Below are 16,243 nucleotides of genomic sequence, written 5' to 3'. Positions count from 1 at the left end.
GGCGGCGGCCGGCGGAAGTAGCCTCGGCGTGTGAGTGAACTCAGCCACGTCGACGAAACCGGCGCCGCCCGGATGGTCGACGTCTCCGGCAAGACCGCCACGGCGCGCACGGCGCTCGCGGCCGGCACCGTGCGGACCACCGCCGAGGTGCTCCGGCTGCTGGCCACCGACGGCCTCCCCAAGGGCGACGCGCTGGCCACGGCCCGGATCGCCGGGATCATGGGCGCGAAGCGGGTGCCCGAGCTGATCCCGCTGTGCCACCAGATCGCGCTGTCCGGGGTCAAGGTCGAGTTCACCCTCGGCGAGGCCGAGGTCGGCATCCGCGCGACGGCGAAGACCACCGACGTCACCGGCGTCGAGATGGAGGCCCTGACCGCGGTGGCCGTGGCCGGGCTGACCCTGCACGACATGATCAAGGCCGTCGACCCGGCGGCGACGTTGGACGAGGTCCGCCTGCTCCGCAAGGACGGCGGCAAGACCGGGACCTGGGAACGGCCGTGAAGCGCACCGCGCGGGTGATCGTGGCGTCGAACCGCGCCGCGAAGGGCGTGTACGAGGACAAGACGGGCCCGGTGATCGCCGGCTGGCTGGCCGGCCGCGGCTACGACGTGCCGGCGCCGGTCGTCGTCGAGGACGGCGACCCGGTGGGCGTGGCGCTGCGGGCCGCGCTGGCCGACGAGGTGGCCGTGGTGCTCACGACGGGCGGCACCGGCATCTCGCCGACCGACCGCACCCCGGACGTCACGCGGGCGGTCCTGGACCACGAGCTGCCGGGCGTCGCGGACGCGATCCGCGCGGCCGGGCTGCCGAAGGTGCCCACGGCGGTGCTCTCGCGCGGTGTGGCGGGCGTGGCGGGCCGCACCCTGGTCGTCAACCTCCCGGGCTCCAGCGGCGGCGTGAAGGACGGCCTGGGCGTGCTGGACGGCATCCTGGACCACGCGGTCGACCAGCTGGCCGGCGGCGACCACCCGCGTCCCTCCGCTTCGGCGCCCTCAGTGCGCGTTGCGCGGGCGCTGGTGACCGAGGACGCGCTCTCGGTGGAGGAGCACGCCCGCCTGGTCGAGAACGACGCCGCGGGCGCGGTGGTGACGTTCGCCGGGGTGGTCCGCGACCACGACGGCGGCAAGGGCGTCCGCGACCTGACCTACGAGGGGCACCCTTCGGCGAGCCAGGTGATCGCGGACGTCGTGGCGGACCTGGCGGCCCGCTGGACGGGTGTCCGGGCGGTCGCGGTCAGCCACCGCGTCGGGCACCTGACGATCGGCGACGTGGCGCTGGCGTGCGCCGTGGCGGCGGAGCACCGCGGCCAGGCGTTCTCGGCGTGCTCGGACCTCGTGGACGAGGTCAAGGCCCGCCTGCCGGTCTGGAAGCACCAGCACTTCACCGACGGCACGGACGAGTGGGTCAACTCGCCCTGACCGCGGGGCGACGCACAAGCCCTCCACCGCCCGGGGGATCGGCGGTGGAGGGCTTGGGTGTCACGGCTCGAGGCCGGACTCACGCATCAGTGCGCGCGATCGTCACTTGGTGGCGATCTTCTGGCCGACGAGGATCAGGTCCGCGTTCGGGATGTACTTCGCGTTCAGCTCCTGCAGCTTCTGGTAGCCGCCCTGGACGTTGAACTGCTTGGCGATCTTGGACAGGCTGTCGCCCGCCACGACGGTGTAGTCACCGGCCGGGTTGGAGCTCGCCACGCCGGTCGCCGCCGGAGCCGCCGCCAGCTTCGGGGCGGTGCTCTGCTTCGGCGCGGTCGACTTCTTGGTGGTCGTGGTGCTCTTGTGGGTGGCCTTGGGGGCCGACGAGCCGCCGCCCTTCTTGCCACAGACCGGCCAGGCGCCGATGCCCTGGCCCTGCAGAACGCGCTCGGCCACGGCGATCTGCTGCTCGCGGGACGCGCCCTGCGGGCTGCCGGTGCCGCCGTAGGCCTTCCAGGTGCTCTGCGTGAACTGCAGGCCGCCGTAGTAGCCGTTGCCGGTGCTGGTGCTCCAGTTGCCGCCGCTCTCACACTGCGCGATGGCGTCCCAGTTCGTCGCCGACGCGGGGGTCGCGGCGATGGCGAGGGGCGCGCCGACCGCAATGCCCGCGATGGCGACGCGAGCGACGGTGCGGGTGGCAGCGGACATCTTGCGGTGCTTGCCTCGGTAAGACATTTGGATGCTTCTCGGTTTCCCTGCGCCTACGAGCCGGTGCTGAGGGTCAGGATTCGGGGTCCTGGCGCCGGCCGTCTCAGGCCGGCAGACGAGTCCGACGCACGGCGCGTCTTCGTCGTCCCCTCGTCCCTGTCCGGAAATGCTTTCGCTCGGGGTATGGGTCCGGGATCCGTCGGACAGGGCTAGGCGCTACGGATTCCCGGTCTTGCTCGGCTGGTCGGGGCCAACCGAAAAGCGACGGTACGTAACGAGAGCCGTGATCGGAAATTATTCGGGGCGTGACCTACGTCACAGTAACAGCACGCAACCCCCGTCGATGCGGGTGTTTGTGCAGGTCAGAGGGCCGTTATCTGCCCGTTTCCTTGCCGAGATAAAACACGGATCGTGAGGCTTGCATCACGTGTTTTGCGTAGCGAATGGACCATTCGCGGCGTCCGCTCAGCGATTGAAGCGCGCATCTTATGACGGGCCCCCGAAGTGCGCCAGACTTGACAACTGTGCCCCAAGTGCCCCTTGAGTCACACCAGCCCCACCTGTTCGGGCGGTTTGACCGCACGGCCGGAGTCGCGACGCCCGCACCCGGTGCCCGGGTGGGGCAACGCACCGCGACCGACCAGGCCGGACCCGTCACCGGATGGCGTTGCGGCCGGTCGCGATCAGCTTCTCGCGAACACCCGGATCCGGTGACGCGCCACGCCGAGGACCGCGAACCGGCTTCGCCAAGCGGTCCCCTGCCGTCCTCGAACGGTCAGCCGCCCACCGGAGCGCCGAACCACCCACCCCGCGTCCCCACGGACGACACGCCGGGCATCACACGTGATCAGAGAGGCATCACGCGTGATCGGAGGGGCATCACGCGTGATTGGAGGGGCGACACGGGGGAACCGCGGCCGCGCGTCGTGTCGACCCTTGGATCACGCGTGTCGGCTGTTCGGGGGCGTCAGCCGCCGGCGAAGGGCGGGAGGACGTCCAGCTCGGCGCCGTCGTGCAGGGGGCGGGTGAGGTCGCGCACCGCGATGCCGTCCAGGAGGTAGCTGGCCGCGTCGAGGACTCGCGGGAGGTCCGCGGGGTGCAGCCGGCGCAGCTCGGCGACCGCGTCGCCGACCGACGCGCCCGAAGGCAGCTGCACCTTCTCTTCTTCCGAGCCCGCCGCGGCCCGCGCCGCCGCGAAGTAGCGCACCACGATCGTCGAAGTGGTCATCTCAGCCGCCGATCGCGCTCATCGGCCGGATCGGCTGCGCGAAGCCGGCGTCGTTGATCTCGTGTCCCGCGAGCTTGCCCCACATCGTCGCGCGCCAGGCGTCGGCAATCTCTTCATCGCGCGCGCCCGCGCGCGCGAGGGCGCGCAAGTCCGTCTCGTCGTTGCTGAACAGGCAGGAGCGCACCGCGCCGTCCGCGGTCAGGCGCGTCCGCTCGCAGGCGGCGCAGAACGGCCGGGTCACCGACGCGATCACGCCGACGTCGCCGGGGCCGCCGTCGACCAGCCAACGCTCGGCCGGCGCGCCGCCGCGGGCCACGGGGAACGGCGTGAGCGTGAACTCCGCCTCCAGCATCGAGAGGATCTCCGCCGCGGTGATCATCTCGCCGCGGTTCCAGCCGTGCTGGGCGTCCAGCGGCATCTGCTCGATGAACCGCAGGTGGTAGCCCTCGTCGAGGCAGAACTTCAGCAGCGGCACGGCCTCGGCCTCGTTGACCCCGCGGATCAGCACGGCGTTGACCTTCACCGGCGTCATCCCGGCGTCCCGCGCCGCCGCGAGGCCCGCGACGACGTGCGAAAGCCGGTCGCGGCGGGTGATCTTCACGAACGTCTCGGGGTCGACGGTGTCGAGCGAGACGTTGATCCGGTTCAGCCCGGCCGCCGCGAGCCCGGACGCGCGCTTGGCGAGCCCGATCCCGTTGGTGGTCATGGACAGCCGCGGCCGCGGCGACAGCGCCGTGACCCGCGCGATGATGTCCTCGAGGCCCGGCCGCAGCAGCGGCTCGCCGCCGGTGAGCCGGATGTCGGTGACGCCGAGCCGTTCGACGGCGATCCGCATCAGCCGGACCAGCTCGTCGTCGGTCAGCACCTGCTCGCCCGGCATCCAGTCGAGGCCTTCGGCGGGCATGCAGTAGGTACAGCGGAGATTGCACCGATCCGTCAGGGAAACCCGCAGATCGGTGGCCACCCGGCCGAACGTGTCGATGAGTGCGGGGTTCTCGGGCCTGGGCACGCGAGATGACCCTCGTGTACCGGGGACGCGAGGAAACCCGAGATCCACTGCCGTCATTACGCACAGGGTATCTCGCGAAGGCGGGATCCCACCGTGCCGAGTAGGATACTTTGCGGAGTGAGTGGTTCAGTTGCCGAACTAACGAGGGCCTGTGACGGAAAAGACCTACGCGGTCACGGAAGAGGAGCTGTTCCGCTTCGCGGAATTGGGCCGCGCGGGCAGCACGCTCACCGTCCTCCGGCACGCGAGGATCGCCGAGCAGATGGGCTTGTCCGGCACCGACCACAAGACGTTCGACCTGGTCATCCAATCGGGCGGACCGTTGACCGCGGGGCGGATCGCCGAGCTGACGGGCCTCTCGACCGGCGCTGTGACCGGCGTCATCGACCGCCTGGAGAAGGTCGGGCTGGTCCGCCGGGTCCGCGACCCGGAGGACCGCCGCAAGGTCCTCGTGGAGGTCGTGCCCGGGGCCGCCGAGCGCTTCGCGCCGCTCTTCCAGTCGGCCTTCGACGCCCTCCGCGACACGCTGGCGCAGTTCTCCCCGGCCGAGCGAAAAGCCATCGAGCGTTATCAGAATGTCATGCTCGAACAGCTGCGTGCCGAGATCATGCACAATTCCCGCCCCGCGTAGCTTTTCCTCAACTGCGGAGATAATGTCTGCGCCATGCCGCAATTTCGGTTGTCCGAGGCCGCGCGCCTGCTCGGCGTCAGCGACGACACCGTCCGGAGGTGGGTGCGCGCGGGGCAGCTGACCGCGACCGACGACGCCGCCGGGCGCAAGGTCGTCGACGGCGCCCAGCTCGCGGGCTTCGCCCGGGCCCAGGCCACCGGCCCCGAGGACCCCTCCGCCGTCGGCCGCTCCGCCCGCAACAGGTTCGTCGGGCTGGTCACGGAGGTCGTCGCCGACAAGGTGATGGCCCAGGTGGAACTGCAGTGCGGGGCACACCGGGTGGTGTCCCTGATGAGTACGGAAGCCGTCCGCGAGCTGGGCCTGCGCCCGGGGGTGCTCGCGGTCGCGGTGGTCAAAGCGACCACTGTCGTGGTGGAAACACCGGAAGGAAGTAAATGAAGAACCTCGCTTTTCGGGGGTCCGGGTGGCGAAGCCCCCGGCCCGGGGCGAAGCCCCGCTTGTCACAGCTTGCTCTCGCCGTGGCGGCCGTCGCCCTGTTCGCGGGCGCGTGCAGCAGCTCGGACCAGCCCAGCACGCAGACCGGCGGGTCGTCGGTCACCGCGCCCGCGCCCAAGGGCAGCGGCGACGCCGGCACCGGCACGCTCACCGTGTTCGCCGCCGCGTCCCTCACCGAGTCGTTCACCGCGCTCGGCAAGGAGTTCGAGGCCCAGCACCCCGGCGTCACCGTGAAGTTCAGCTTCGCGGGCTCGTCCGGCCTGGTGCAGCAGCTGACCAACGGCGCGAAGGCCGACGTCTTCGCTTCGGCCGACCAGGCCAACATGGACAAAGCGGTCCAGGGTGGCGTGATCGACGGCCAGCCGACGGTCTTCGCGACCAACAAGCTCGCCATCGCGGTCGCCCCGGGCAACCCGAAGGGCATCAAGACCTTCGCCGATTTGAACAAGCCCGGACTGACCATGGTCACCTGCGCGCCGCAGGTGCCGTGCGGGTCGGCCACCAAGAAGGTGGAGACCGCCACCGGCGTCACGCTCAAGCCGAAGAGCGAGGAGCAGGACGTCAAGCAGGTGCTGAACAAGGTCTCCTCCGGCGACGCCGACGCGGGCCTGGTCTACGTCACCGACGCCACCTCGGCCGCGGGCAAGGTCGACAAGGTCGACTTCCCCGAGGCGAGCGGCGCGATCAACGACTACCCGATCGCCGTGGTCAAGGGCGGGCAGACCGCGCTGGCCAAGGAGTTCGACGACTTCGTCCTCGGCACCGAGGGGAAGAACGAGCTGACGAAGGTCGGGTTCGGCCCTGCGCAGTAAGCGGCTCGCGAACGGCCGGCCGGGATCCGTCCCGGCCGGCCGTTCGCGCGTCCCGTGGGTCCTGGGCATCCCCGCGACGCTGGCGCTGGCGCTCGTCGTGCTGCCGGTCGTCGGCCTGCTGGTCCGCTCGGACCTGACGCGGCTGCCGTCGCTGATCGTCACGCCGTCGTCGTGGCACGCGCTGCGGTTGTCGCTGATCACGGCCGCGCTGTCCACTCTGGCCTGCGTGCTGCTCGGCGTGCCGCTGGCCGTCGTGCTGGCGCGCGCCCGGTTCCGCGGGGTCCGGCTGCTGCGCTCGATCGTGCTGCTGCCGCTGGTGCTGCCGCCGGTCGTCGGCGGCCTCGCGCTGCTCTACCTGCTCGGCCGCAAGGGCTTCCTCGGCATGCTGATCACCACGCTGACCGGCGAATCGGTGCCGTTCACGACGACGGCGGTGGTGATCGCGCAGACGTTCGTCGCCATGCCGTTCCTGGTGGTCAGCCTCGAAGGCGCGCTGCGCGGTTCCGGTGACCGCTACGAGCAGGTCGCCGCGACGCTCGGCGCGCGCCCGTGGACCGTCTTCCGGCGGGTCACGCTCCCGCTGCTGCTGCCCGCGCTCGGCTCCGGCGTCGTCCTCAGCTTCGCCCGCGCGCTCGGCGAGTTCGGCGCGACGATCACGTTCGCCGGCAGCCTCGAAGACGTCACGCGCACCCTGCCGCTCGAGGTCTACACGCAGGCCGAAGTGGACATCGACAGCGCCGTCGCGCTCTCGCTGCTGCTCATCGTCGTGGCGGTCCTGGTCATCGCCGTCGCGCGGCCGCGCTCGTGGGAAGGCGGCCTGCGGTGAGCCTGACCGCGCGCATCGAGGCCGTCCGCGGCTCGTTCACGCTGGACGTCGACCTGGACGTGCCGACCGGGACCGTGCTGGCCCTGCTCGGCCCGAACGGCTCCGGCAAGTCGACGGTCCTGGGCTGCCTCTCGGGGCTCATCACGCCGACGTCGGCGGAGATCACCGTGGCCGGCCGCGCGCTGGCCGGCACGGCCCCGCACCGGCGGGGGATCGGCCTGCTGTCGCAGGACGCGCTCCTCTTCCCGCACCTGTCCGCGGTGGACAACGTCGCGTTCTCGCCGCGCTCGACCGGCGCGGGCCGTCGCGCCGCGCGTGAGCGGGCCTTCTACTGGCTGGCCGAAGTGGACGCCGTCGCGCTCGCCGACCGCCGGCCGGGGCAGCTGTCCGGCGGCCAGGCCCAGCGCGTCGCGATCGCCCGCGCGCTCGCCGCGGAGCCGGACCTGCTGCTGCTCGACGAGCCGTTCGCCGCCCTGGACGTCGACGCCGCGCCCGCGATCCGCGGCCTGCTGCGGCGGGTGCTCAAGACCGGGCCGACGACCGTGCTCGTCACGCACGACCCGCTCGACGCGCTGGCGCTCGCCGACCACGTCGCGGTGATGAACGGCGGCCGGATCGTCGAACGCGGCCCGACCCGTGAAGTGCTTTCCGCGCCGAGAACGGCGTTCACCGCGCGGATCGCCGGGCTCAACCTCGTCGCCGGGACAGCGGTCGCCGACGGCCTGCGGACGGCGTCGGGCGAGGTGGTGAGCGGCCTCCCGGCCGAGGACGTCGTGGTGGGCGAGCCCGCGGTGGCGGTGTTCGCGCCGAACGCCGTCGCCGTCTACCCGCACGACGGCGAGCACCGCGGCAGCCCGCGCAACACCGCCGACGCCGTCGTCGCGGCGCTGGAACCGCACGGGCCGGTGATCCGCGTCCGGGCCGAGGCCGACGGCTGGGCCCACGGCCTGACCGCCGACCTGACCCCGGCCGCCGTGGCCGAGCTCGCGCTGGAGCCCGGCTCGGCGGTGACGCTGTCGGTGAAGGCCGCGACCGTGACCGTGCACCCGGCCGCGGCCTCCTGAATCAGCCGTCGTGGTGGTGGCCGCCGCCCGGGTGGACGTGGAACTTCGCCACCTCCGGCGGGTGCACGACGAACGGCCGCATCATGCCCTCGTCTTCGTGGTCGAGGATGTGGCAGTGGAACATGAATTCGCCGGTGCCCCCGCCGAACTGCCCGGCGACGCTCACCCACTGGCCGGGGTTCACGATGATCGTGTCCTTCCAGCCCTCCTCGTACCTCTCCAGCGGGACGTCGGTGAACCCGCTGATCGGCGCCGTCGTCCGCTCCGACGCCTGGTCGAACGTCGTGGTGAAGCCCCGCCGGAACAGCGCCTGGAACTCCGTCAGGTGGATGTGGACCGGGTGCGCCGGGCCGCCGTTGGCGACGTGCAGGAGGTTCCACACCGCGTACCGGTCGTGGTCGATGAAGATCCCCGTGGTGTCGTCGAAGAGCCGCCCGTTCATCCGGAACGTCTTCAGCCCGCCCGCCGGGTCCTGGAGCTGGATGATCCCCGCGCCGCCCGGGTCCGCCTCGACCTGCTCGAGGTCCCACATCTCGGGGTGGCCGTCCTTGCCGAGCAGCAGCGCGACCCAGACGTGGTCGTGGTCCTCCGGCAGGGTCGAGCCGTGCACCAGCCGGACGTACGACGTCGACAGCTTCTCCGGCAGCTCGAAGGAGTCGTGCTTCGCGCGGCCGTCCACCCGGAACTCCATCAGGTCGGGCTCGATCCCGCCGAGCCGCGGGTCGCCGTTGCGCAGCTTGAGCTTCTGCCCCTTGAAGCGGCTGAAGTCGATCAGCACGTCGAACCGCTCGGCCGGCGCGACGGTCAGGCCGGCGCCCGGTAGCACGGCGGGCGCGGGCAGCAGGCCGCCGTCGGTGCCGATCAGCCGGACGGCGTCGTTGACCGGGGTGTTGTTCTCGTCGACCAGGTTCAGCGTGTAGAACCGCGAGTTCGCCGCGTTCAGCACCCGGAAGCGGTACCAGCGCGCGTCGACGTCGAGGTGTGGCCAGATCACGCCGTTGACCAGGTTGAACGGCCCCGAGAACGGGATCATCGGGCCGTTGGGCACGTACGGGAACTTGTAGAGCAGCTGGCCGGTGAGCGCGCCGGTCACCGGGTCGGTGTCGAGGTTGCGGTCGGTGAGGATCAGCGGGACCTCGCGGTCGCCGTGCGGCAGGCCGAGGGCGTCCTCTTCGTCGTCGCGGATCAGGTACATCCCGGCGAGACCGGTGTGGACGTTGAAGCGCGTGATCGCCATGGCGTGGTCGTGGTACCAGAGCGGCATCGCCTGCTGGCGGTTCTGGTACTCGGTCAGCTGCGACGTGCCCTTCAGGCCCGCGTTGTGCGCCCAGCCGTCGTTGCCCGCGTTGGTGCGGGCGCCGTGGAGGTGCACGACGGTCCACGCGGGCAGCTCGGCGACGCCGTCGAGGATCGAGTAGCCGGGCCGGTCGAGCTCGCGGCCGGGACGGCTCGTGGGCCCGTCGGTGACCGGGCCCTGAACGGCGACCAACGGGAAGTCGCCGTCGATTTCGTTCGACCACGAAATCCGCAGCCGGTCGCCGCTGCGCACCTCGATCGTCGGCCCCGGGAAATGTCCGGCGTACGTCCACAATGCACTTTCGGGCAATTGTGAGTGCAGTCGCTGCTTCTTCGCCACCATCGGAATGGTGATCGTTTCCCGGCCGCGGGCGCGGAACAGCGGCGGAACCGGCAGTGGGTCGAGGAACTTGGTGAGTCCCCAGTTCGGGCCCGTGATCGGCCCGGCGGCCGCCGGACGCTCGATGATGTCGGTCATGCGGTTTCCCCCTTCGTTTCCGGGGGCAGGACGAATTGCGCCGCGGCGATTACGCAGGCGACGTCGAAAGATATTCCCCCGAACCCCCTCGGTGGCCGGCACGCGACTCCCCTCGCGATACCGGCAATTCCCACTGTAGCCCTTTTCGGCGTGCCCCGCAGGGGGCTCACGCGCGTGATAGGTTTCGCGCATGAGCGAAGGCCGGTGGACGTACCTCTCCGACATGGACGGCGTCCTGGTGAAGGAGGAGCACCTCGTCCCGGGGGCCGACGAGTTCCTCGCCGAGCTGAAGGCGAACGGCACCGACTTCCTGGTGCTGACCAACAACTCGATCTACACCCCGCGCGACCTGCGGGCCCGGCTCGAGCGCACCGGGCTCGACATCCCGGAGGAGTCGATCTGGACGTCGGCGCTGGCGACCGCGAAGTTCCTCTCGTCGCAACGGCCGAACGGCTCGGCGTACGTCATCGGCGAAGCGGGCCTGACGACGGCGCTGCACGAGGTCGGCTACGTGCTGACCGAGCGCGACCCGGACTACGTCGTGCTCGGCGAGACCCGGACGTACAGCTTCAGCGCGATCACCCGCGCGATCCGGCTCATCGAGGGCGGCGCGAAGTTCATCGCGACGAACCCCGACGCGACCGGCCCCAGCCTGGAGGGCTCGATGCCGGCCACCGGGTCCGTCGCGGCGCTGATCGAGAAGGCCACCGGGCGCTCGCCGTACTACGTCGGCAAGCCGAACCCGCTGATGATGCGCTCGGCGCTGCGCCGGCTGGGCGCGCACTCGGAGTCGACGCTGATGATCGGCGACCGGATGGACACCGACGTGCACTCGGGCATCGAAGCCGGGTTGCAGACCATCCTGGTGCTCACCGGCATCTCCACCCGGGAGTCGGCCGACCGCTATCCGTACCGGCCCACCCGGGTGATCGACTCGGTCGCCGACCTGATCGGGCGGACCCAGGACCCGTTCGGCGAAGGCTGACGGTCGGCCGGGTGCGAGCAGGGCTTATCGTCACCGGATGAACAACTCCACGTACGTTGTCGGCGACGTGCACGGCCACCGCGACGAGCTGGTCGAGGCACTGCGCGCCGAGGGGTTGGTGGACGACGAGGACAACTGGTCCGGTGGTGAGGACCAGCTCTGGTTCCTGGGGGACTTCGTCGACCGCGGGCCGGACGGCGTCGGCGCGATCGACCTGGTGATGCGGCTGGAGGCGCAGGCGGCCGAGGCCGGCGGCCAGGTCCAGACGCTGCTGGGCAACCACGAGATCCTGGCGCTGGGGATGTACCACTTCGGCGACGAGCCGGTGCCGTCCGACTTCGGGCCCCGCAGCTTCGCCCGCAGCTGGGAGATCAACGGCGGGCTCCTGTCGGACCAGGACCGGCTGACGCCCGAGCACATCGAGTGGCTGGCGGCGCGGCCCCTGGCCGCGCTGGCGGCGGACCACCTGCTGCTGCACTCGGACACCCTGGAGTACCTCGACTGGGGGTTGACGGTCGAGGAGATCAACGAAACCGCGGCCGAGATCCTGGCGGGTTCGGACCTGGAGTCGTGGTGGGACGTCTGGCGCCGCATGACGACCCGCTACGCGTTCCGCGGCCCGGACGGCGAGGAGAACGCGCAGAAGCTGATGGACGCGCTCGGCGGGTCCCGGATCGTGCACGGCCACAGCGTCATCGCGGACCAGCTCGGCATCCACCCCACGCAGATCGAGGGCCCGTTCCTCTACGCGGGCGGAAAGGCACTGGGTGTCGACGGCGGGTTGTTCGTCGGCGGGCCCTGCCTGGTCGTGGAGCTGCCGTACGAGCCGGAGTCCTAGGGGGCGTCGACGATCTCCTTGCCCAGCGGCATCAGGGACACCGGGATCATCTTGAAGTTCGCCACGCCCAGCGGGATGCCGACGATCGTGACGCACAGCGCGACGCCCGTCAGGACGTGCCCGATCGCCAGCCACAGGCCGGCGAAGAGGAACCAGATGACGTTGCCGAGGAAGGACCCCACACCGGCGTCGCGCCGGTCGACGACCGTCCGGCCGAACGGCCACAGCGCGTAGTTCGCGATCCGGAACGACGCCAGCCCGAACGGGATCGTCACGATCAGGACGCAGCAGATCACGCCCGCGACCAGGTAGCCCACGGCCATCCAGAAGCCGCACAGGACGAGCCAGATGATGTTCAGCAGCGTGCGCATCAGACGTGCAGCTCCCCGCTCACGACGGTGACGGCCTGGCCGGCGAGGTGGACGCGGTCGCCGTCCTGGCGCGTCCGGACGACCCCGCCGCGCGCGGAGATCTGGTGGCCGGTGAGTTCGGTCTTCCCCAGTTGCCCGGACCAGTACGGCGACAGGATGCAGTGCGCCGAGCCCGTGACGGGGTCTTCGCCGATGCCGACGCCCGGCGCGAAGAAGCGGCTGACGTAGTCGTCGCCCTTCGCGGTGACCAGCAGCCGCCCGGTCCAGGTGGTCCTGAGCTTCGCGAGGTCGGGCTCGAGGTTTTCGACGGTCTTCGCGTCCGGGACGACGGCGAAGAGGTTCTCGACGCCGCGTCCGACGTACTCGAGCTCGACGCCGGGGAGGATCTCGGACAGATCGTCCTCGGTCGGCGTCGGCGGGTCGGAGGGGAAGTCCAGCTCCACCCAGCCGCCGTCGGCCTTGGCGCGCAGCTCGCCGCTCTTGGTGGTGTAGGTCTGTTCGCCGCCGAGGACGTGGGTGACGGCGACGGTCGCATGGCCGCACAGCGCGACCTCGACCTCGGGGGTGAACCACCGAAGCGACTTCGCGCCCTCCTGGGTGGTCACGACGAAGGCGGTCTCGGCGTGCTTCATCTCGGCGGCGACGGCCTGCATCCACCCGGGGTCGGCCGGCTCGTCCAGCAGGACGACCCCGGCGGGGTTGCCCGAGAAAGCCCGGTCGGTGAAGGCGTCGACGACGAAGAAGCGCATGACCCCAATCTAGCCCGCGACCTGGGCGTGGTGATCATTTCTCAGGGAGATTTACGGGTTCTCCCCGAGGTCCTGCCGGTCCTGCCGCGGGGCTTCGGCCGTCTCGCCGATGACGGGCTTGACGAGCTTCTCGCCGTCCGGACCGCGTTCGGGCTTGAGGTCGAAGACGTCTTCCTCGACGGCGTACTTGTTCTTGTGCTCCTTGTCGTCTTCCTTCTTCTTGCCGCCGGCCCCGGCAGCGCCCGCGGCCCCGCCGCCCTTGCCCTTGGCGGCCGCGGCGGCGGTGGCACCACGCTCGAGCCGTTCGCCGGGCACCTTGCCGCCGGTCTTGGCGCTCTCGCCCGCGGCCTCCTTCGGGCCGCCGGTGTAGCCGCCCCCGGAGACGCGCGACCCGGCGAACCCGCTCCCGGCCCGTCCGATGCCGGACTTGCCGCGCGTGATGTCGCCGCCGGAGCCACCGGCACCGGGTGCCGTTCCGGGCATGGCGAGCCCGTCGGGCCCCACCCGCGGGAAGGCACTCGGCGCGGGCGCGCCGCGGAAGCCGGTGTTGCCGCCGCCGAAGGTGGTCCCGCCGACCCCGCTGGTGGTCCCGGGCTGAACGTAGGAGGGCGCACCGGGCGGCGTCGACCCCGGCGGCACGGCCGCGGTCCCACCTGGCCCGACGAGGTTGGTGCCGCCACCGCCGCCGCCTCCTCCACCACCGCCGCCGCCGATGGTCGGGGTGCCGGTGAAGCCGGTGCCGCTGGTGCCGTGAAAGCCGGAGACGGAGGTGGAGTCCCCCTGCCCCAGCTGCGGCGGCGGCGAGTAGGTGGGCTGGGAGCTGGCGGTCTCGTGGTAGGTGCCGTCGAGGCCGTGGAGGACCTGAACGGCCTGCTGGTGCGCGGCGTCGGCCTGCTGCTGCTTGGCCTGGATGCCGGTCATGGTGGTGTTCATGCCGACGAGATCACCGGAGTTGTACTGCTGCCGAGCCTTGTCCATCTCGGCCTGCTGGTTGAAGCCGGTGGGCTCGGGCATGTTGGTCTTGGCGTAGTAAGCCGCGGCCGACTGCTGGGAGTAGTGGTTGGAGACCAGCTGCATCGCGTTGCCGGTCTGCTCGGTGTGACCCGCGGTGCTTTGGAAGAAGGTGTTCGCCTGGTCGGCTGCGGGGCCCTGCCAGGAGCCGCCGGCGGCGGTGGCCGCGTCGCGGAACTGGTTGGAGGCGTCGGCCAGCCAGTTGCCGTAGACGTTGGCCACCCGGCTGCGGTCGTTGATGCCCTCGATGTCGAGGTCCTTGTGGACCATGTCGTACAGCACCTCGTGCGGGCTGTTCGCATAGTTCTCGCCGGGAGCCGGTGAGTCACCCCGCAGGTTCTGGCCCTCTTGCAGAACCTTCCCCTGCGCAACCGAGTAGTCCGACGCGGCTTTCTCGGTCAGGTGCTGACCGTCCGGACCGTGGCCTTGGAGCTTCTGGGCCGTCGTCGCGTAGTAGTCACCCTCGGACTGCCGATGCTGCGCCCGGTGCGGCTGACTCATGGCTGGACTCCGTCTCAGTTCTTCGGCAGCAAACGTTCGATCTTCGCGGCGACGTCTTCGACCTTCTTGCAAGCAGTCGGGGTATCCGAGCCGGAACTGACCAGAACCAGGGCCCGGGAGTTGGGCTTGACCTCCATCCACACGCCGCACTGGCCGGAGGAGTTCTGCGGTTCGCGTTCCTCGATCGCCGGGCGCCCGTTGACGTCGCCTTCGGCCGCCTGGCCTTTACCCACTGTGTCCTTGTAGTTCTGGCCTGCCTGCAAAGACACCGATACGTCCATGCCGGGCGTGTTCCCCGACGTGAGCTTGTTGGAGCCGCAGCTCTCCTTCGAGCGGGCCAACGTGGGCGCAGCCGGAGGGAACCCTTCTCCTGCGAGGACCTGGTCGATCATGGTGCACGGGTTCAGACCCGCGAAGGGACCACTGGCCGTACTGCTGGTACTCGGTGCAGCGGGCTCCGTGGTCGAACTGGAGCTCGCTTGTCCTCCGACCTCGCTCGTGCACGCGGCTGAGCCGAAGATGATGGCCAGCGCGGCGAACGGGACCAGTACGCGTCGTGCGTTCACTGCTCTTGAAGTCCCTTGTTCAATTCGGCGAAGGTCTTGCTGTGCGCGTCTTCGGTTTCGCGGTAGTTCTTTCGCGCGATAACCATGGCTTCGCGGGCTTGCTGGACACCGTCGCGCATCTTGACGAGGTTGGGGATCAATGATGCTTCGTCGCCGTTGGCGACCTTCACGTTGAAGTCGGCGATGGCCTTGGCGTAGGCACTGCCGCCCATTTCCGCCTTGGTCGCCAGCCACTGAACCTCGCGAATCATGGTGTCGTAGCCGTCAAGGAAGAAGTCGCAGGCCTTCATGTACGCCTGGAAGCCTTCTTCGTTGACCGCGAACTGGCCGCTCTGGGCGAGGTCCTTCAGGTGGTTGCCGCCCTCGCTGACCTTCCTCGCGGCCTCGGAGTCGACCGGACCCGCGACCACTCCCGACAGGAAGTTCGACCCCGCGTCCCCGGCTGCTGGTGGGGGTGTGAACGAGCCTGGTGCGCCGAAGTGCGAACCGTCCATGACGCCCCTCCCAAGTCGTCCGGGACCACCCTGCGTGGTCCCTCGCACTGTACTAGTGACGATGGCGGTGCGTCAGTGGTTCCGGCCACGCTCGTGGAGCCAGGTTCGCAGGTGAGAACCATCCGAAGGGGTGAACCGCACGCGGGTCTCGCCGCCTGGTAGGGGCTCGCTGAACATCAGGAACCGGCCGCCGTCGTTGTCGATGAACGTCACCGTTCCCGCCGGGTGGAGGGAATCTCGGCGGACCGACAGCTCGAACGTGCCGTAGCGGTGCAGCGGCCACGACGAGAACTCCGCCGCCGCCGACGCGTCCTGGCGGGACGGGGGTGCGACGAACGTCAGCTCCGCCAGGGGTACCGGGCGGTACGCCGGGAGCATGCCCACCACCAGGTCGACCAGGCGGTCGGGCCGGGTCTGGGCGAACAGGATCTCCTCGCCCGACTGCTCCGAAAACACGCCCAGGCCGTGGCCGATCGCCGCTCGGTAGAAGACCTGGCGGCCCTCCTCCGCCGCGCGGACGATGATCAGCACGTCCGGCTGGGTCCACGCGCGGAGCGTCTGCTCCACCTCGATGTCCAGTTTGTCCGGGCCCGCCAGGCCTCGCGCGCGCATCGACTCCCAGGACGCCGCCGCGATCTGCTCGTGCTCCGCGATCGTGCGGCCCGGGCTGCGGATCTCGAACGGGTGCCAGTTCGCCGGGAGACCGGTACGCCGGACCGCCGTGTCGACCTCAGCCACGCCCAGTGAAAATTCCTCCGGCACGTCT

19 protein-coding genes are annotated in these 16,243 nt (G+C 70.6%); 9 read left to right on the top strand and 10 right to left on the bottom strand.

From position 1 onward, the window contains the following. The first annotated feature begins 30 nt into the window (after window positions 1-30). On the top strand, window positions 31-501 hold the full coding sequence (moaC, locus tag ACYVLJ_RS03990; RefSeq protein WP_086852742.1) for a cyclic pyranopterin monophosphate synthase MoaC: 471 nt from the start codon (window positions 31-33) through the stop codon (window positions 499-501). Next, window positions 498-1,418 (top strand): molybdenum cofactor biosynthesis protein MoaE, encoded by a 921-nt coding sequence (locus ACYVLJ_RS03985; RefSeq protein WP_460437780.1) that lies wholly within the window; start codon window positions 498-500, stop codon window positions 1,416-1,418. Before moaC ends, ACYVLJ_RS03985 begins: the two co-directional genes overlap by 4 nt. Window positions 1,419-1,520: 102 nt before the next feature. Here ACYVLJ_RS03985 and ACYVLJ_RS03980 read toward each other — a convergent pair whose 3' ends face one another. The 3 genes from ACYVLJ_RS03980 to moaA form a co-directional block, all read right to left on the bottom strand. Next, a complete protein-coding gene (locus ACYVLJ_RS03980) occupies window positions 1,521-2,150 on the bottom strand; it encodes a LysM peptidoglycan-binding domain-containing protein (RefSeq protein ID WP_451968901.1) in 630 nt (209 codons plus the stop codon). 940 nt (window positions 2,151-3,090) lie between these two features. Next, entirely contained in the window at window positions 3,091-3,351 is a 261-nt protein-coding gene (locus tag ACYVLJ_RS03975) for a MoaD/ThiS family protein (protein ID WP_451968900.1), read from the bottom strand. 1 nt (window position 3,352) lies between these two features. Beyond that, window positions 3,353-4,360, bottom strand: a complete 1,008-nt coding sequence (gene moaA, locus ACYVLJ_RS03970) for a GTP 3',8-cyclase MoaA (RefSeq protein ID WP_460437779.1) — start codon at window positions 4,358-4,360, stop codon at window positions 3,353-3,355. Window positions 4,361-4,511: 151 nt separating this feature from the next. On the opposite strand from moaA, the gene ACYVLJ_RS03965 reads away from it, so the two are divergent. The 5 genes from ACYVLJ_RS03965 (at window position 4,512) to ACYVLJ_RS03945 (ending at window position 8,188) form a co-directional block, all read left to right on the top strand. Then, entirely contained in the window at window positions 4,512-4,991 is a 480-nt protein-coding gene (locus ACYVLJ_RS03965; protein ID WP_451968896.1) for a MarR family winged helix-turn-helix transcriptional regulator, read from the top strand. Between the two features lie 33 nt (window positions 4,992-5,024). Next, window positions 5,025-5,429 carry a TOBE domain-containing protein gene (locus ACYVLJ_RS03960; RefSeq protein ID WP_451968895.1) on the top strand — a complete coding sequence of 135 codons (405 nt, stop codon included), beginning with the start codon at window positions 5,025-5,027 and terminating at the stop codon, window positions 5,427-5,429. Window positions 5,430-5,488: 59 nt separating this feature from the next. Next, on the top strand, window positions 5,489-6,298 hold the full coding sequence (gene modA / locus ACYVLJ_RS03955) for a molybdate ABC transporter substrate-binding protein (RefSeq protein ID WP_460437778.1): 810 nt from the start codon (window positions 5,489-5,491) through the stop codon (window positions 6,296-6,298). Window positions 6,299-6,359: 61 nt separating this feature from the next. Next, entirely contained in the window at window positions 6,360-7,124 is a 765-nt protein-coding gene (locus ACYVLJ_RS03950; protein WP_451969862.1) for an ABC transporter permease, read from the top strand. Then, entirely contained in the window at window positions 7,121-8,188 is a 1,068-nt protein-coding gene (locus ACYVLJ_RS03945; protein ID WP_460437777.1) for a sulfate/molybdate ABC transporter ATP-binding protein, read from the top strand. Before ACYVLJ_RS03950 ends, ACYVLJ_RS03945 begins: the two co-directional genes overlap by 4 nt. 1 nt (window position 8,189) lies before the next feature. Here the strand turns inward: ACYVLJ_RS03945 and ACYVLJ_RS03940 are convergent, their stop codons facing one another. Beyond that, entirely contained in the window at window positions 8,190-9,962 is a 1,773-nt protein-coding gene (locus ACYVLJ_RS03940) for a multicopper oxidase domain-containing protein (RefSeq protein WP_460437776.1), read from the bottom strand. A gap of 190 nt (window positions 9,963-10,152) precedes the next feature. On the opposite strand from ACYVLJ_RS03940, the gene ACYVLJ_RS03935 reads away from it, so the two are divergent. Both ACYVLJ_RS03935 and ACYVLJ_RS03930 read left to right on the top strand, forming a co-directional pair. Then, on the top strand, window positions 10,153-10,947 hold the full coding sequence (locus tag ACYVLJ_RS03935; RefSeq protein WP_451968889.1) for an HAD-IIA family hydrolase: 795 nt from the start codon (window positions 10,153-10,155) through the stop codon (window positions 10,945-10,947). Between the two features lie 37 nt (window positions 10,948-10,984). After that, window positions 10,985-11,785 (top strand): metallophosphoesterase family protein, encoded by an 801-nt coding sequence (locus ACYVLJ_RS03930; protein ID WP_460437775.1) that lies wholly within the window; start codon window positions 10,985-10,987, stop codon window positions 11,783-11,785. Here the strand turns inward: ACYVLJ_RS03930 and ACYVLJ_RS03925 are convergent. The 6 genes from ACYVLJ_RS03925 to ACYVLJ_RS03900 form a co-directional block, all read right to left on the bottom strand. Continuing rightward, complete coding sequence (locus ACYVLJ_RS03925) at window positions 11,782-12,156, bottom strand: YccF domain-containing protein (protein WP_451968886.1); 375 nt, start codon at window positions 12,154-12,156, stop codon at window positions 11,782-11,784. The two genes, ACYVLJ_RS03930 and ACYVLJ_RS03925, sit on opposite strands and share 4 nt — an antisense overlap. Continuing rightward, window positions 12,156-12,905, bottom strand: coding sequence for a PhzF family phenazine biosynthesis protein (locus tag ACYVLJ_RS03920; protein WP_460437774.1), 750 nt, complete (start codon window positions 12,903-12,905; stop codon window positions 12,156-12,158). The genes ACYVLJ_RS03925 and ACYVLJ_RS03920 overlap by 1 nt, the downstream gene beginning before the upstream one ends. A 51-nt stretch (window positions 12,906-12,956) precedes the next feature. Further along, the gene (locus ACYVLJ_RS03915; RefSeq protein WP_460437773.1) at window positions 12,957-14,417 is read right to left on the bottom strand and encodes a hypothetical protein; all 1,461 of its coding nucleotides are present in this window, start codon (window positions 14,415-14,417) and stop codon (window positions 12,957-12,959) included. A gap of 14 nt (window positions 14,418-14,431) precedes the next feature. Next, a complete protein-coding gene (locus tag ACYVLJ_RS03910; protein ID WP_460437772.1) occupies window positions 14,432-14,983 on the bottom strand; it encodes a DUF3558 domain-containing protein in 552 nt (183 codons plus the stop codon). Beyond that, the gene (locus tag ACYVLJ_RS03905; protein WP_460437771.1) at window positions 14,980-15,477 is read right to left on the bottom strand and encodes a hypothetical protein; all 498 of its coding nucleotides are present in this window, start codon (window positions 15,475-15,477) and stop codon (window positions 14,980-14,982) included. Before ACYVLJ_RS03905 ends, ACYVLJ_RS03910 begins: the two co-directional genes overlap by 4 nt. 72 nt (window positions 15,478-15,549) lie before the next feature. Then, on the bottom strand, window positions 15,550-16,239 hold the full coding sequence (locus tag ACYVLJ_RS03900) for an ESX secretion-associated protein EspG (protein ID WP_460437770.1): 690 nt from the start codon (window positions 16,237-16,239) through the stop codon (window positions 15,550-15,552). Window positions 16,240-16,243 lie beyond the last annotated feature (4 nt).

This window comes from Amycolatopsis stemonae (assembly GCF_054781455.1).
This window is presented reverse-complemented; position numbering and strand designations above follow the sequence as displayed.

What these genes read in the sequence shown, in the direction of transcription:
- ACYVLJ_RS03980 (WP_451968901.1), bottom strand. Translation starts at nt 2,150, where the DNA reads ATGTCTTACCGAGGCAAGCACCGCAAGATGTCCGCTGCCACCCGCACC.
- ACYVLJ_RS03975 (WP_451968900.1), bottom strand. Translation starts at nt 3,351, where the DNA reads ATGACCACTTCGACGATCGTGGTGCGCTACTTCGCGGCGGCGCGGGCC.
- ACYVLJ_RS03960 (WP_451968895.1), top strand. Translation starts at nt 5,025, where the DNA reads ATGCCGCAATTTCGGTTGTCCGAGGCCGCGCGCCTGCTCGGCGTCAGC.
- ACYVLJ_RS03940 (WP_460437776.1), bottom strand. Translation starts at nt 9,962, where the DNA reads ATGACCGACATCATCGAGCGTCCGGCGGCCGCCGGGCCGATCACGGGC.
- ACYVLJ_RS03935 (WP_451968889.1), top strand. Translation starts at nt 10,153, where the DNA reads ATGAGCGAAGGCCGGTGGACGTACCTCTCCGACATGGACGGCGTCCTG.
- ACYVLJ_RS03930 (WP_460437775.1), top strand. Translation starts at nt 10,985, where the DNA reads ATGAACAACTCCACGTACGTTGTCGGCGACGTGCACGGCCACCGCGAC.
- ACYVLJ_RS03925 (WP_451968886.1), bottom strand. Translation starts at nt 12,156, where the DNA reads ATGCGCACGCTGCTGAACATCATCTGGCTCGTCCTGTGCGGCTTCTGG.
- ACYVLJ_RS03920 (WP_460437774.1), bottom strand. Translation starts at nt 12,905, where the DNA reads ATGCGCTTCTTCGTCGTCGACGCCTTCACCGACCGGGCTTTCTCGGGC.
- ACYVLJ_RS03915 (WP_460437773.1), bottom strand. Translation starts at nt 14,417, where the DNA reads ATGAGTCAGCCGCACCGGGCGCAGCATCGGCAGTCCGAGGGTGACTAC.
- ACYVLJ_RS03905 (WP_460437771.1), bottom strand. Translation starts at nt 15,477, where the DNA reads ATGGACGGTTCGCACTTCGGCGCACCAGGCTCGTTCACACCCCCACCA.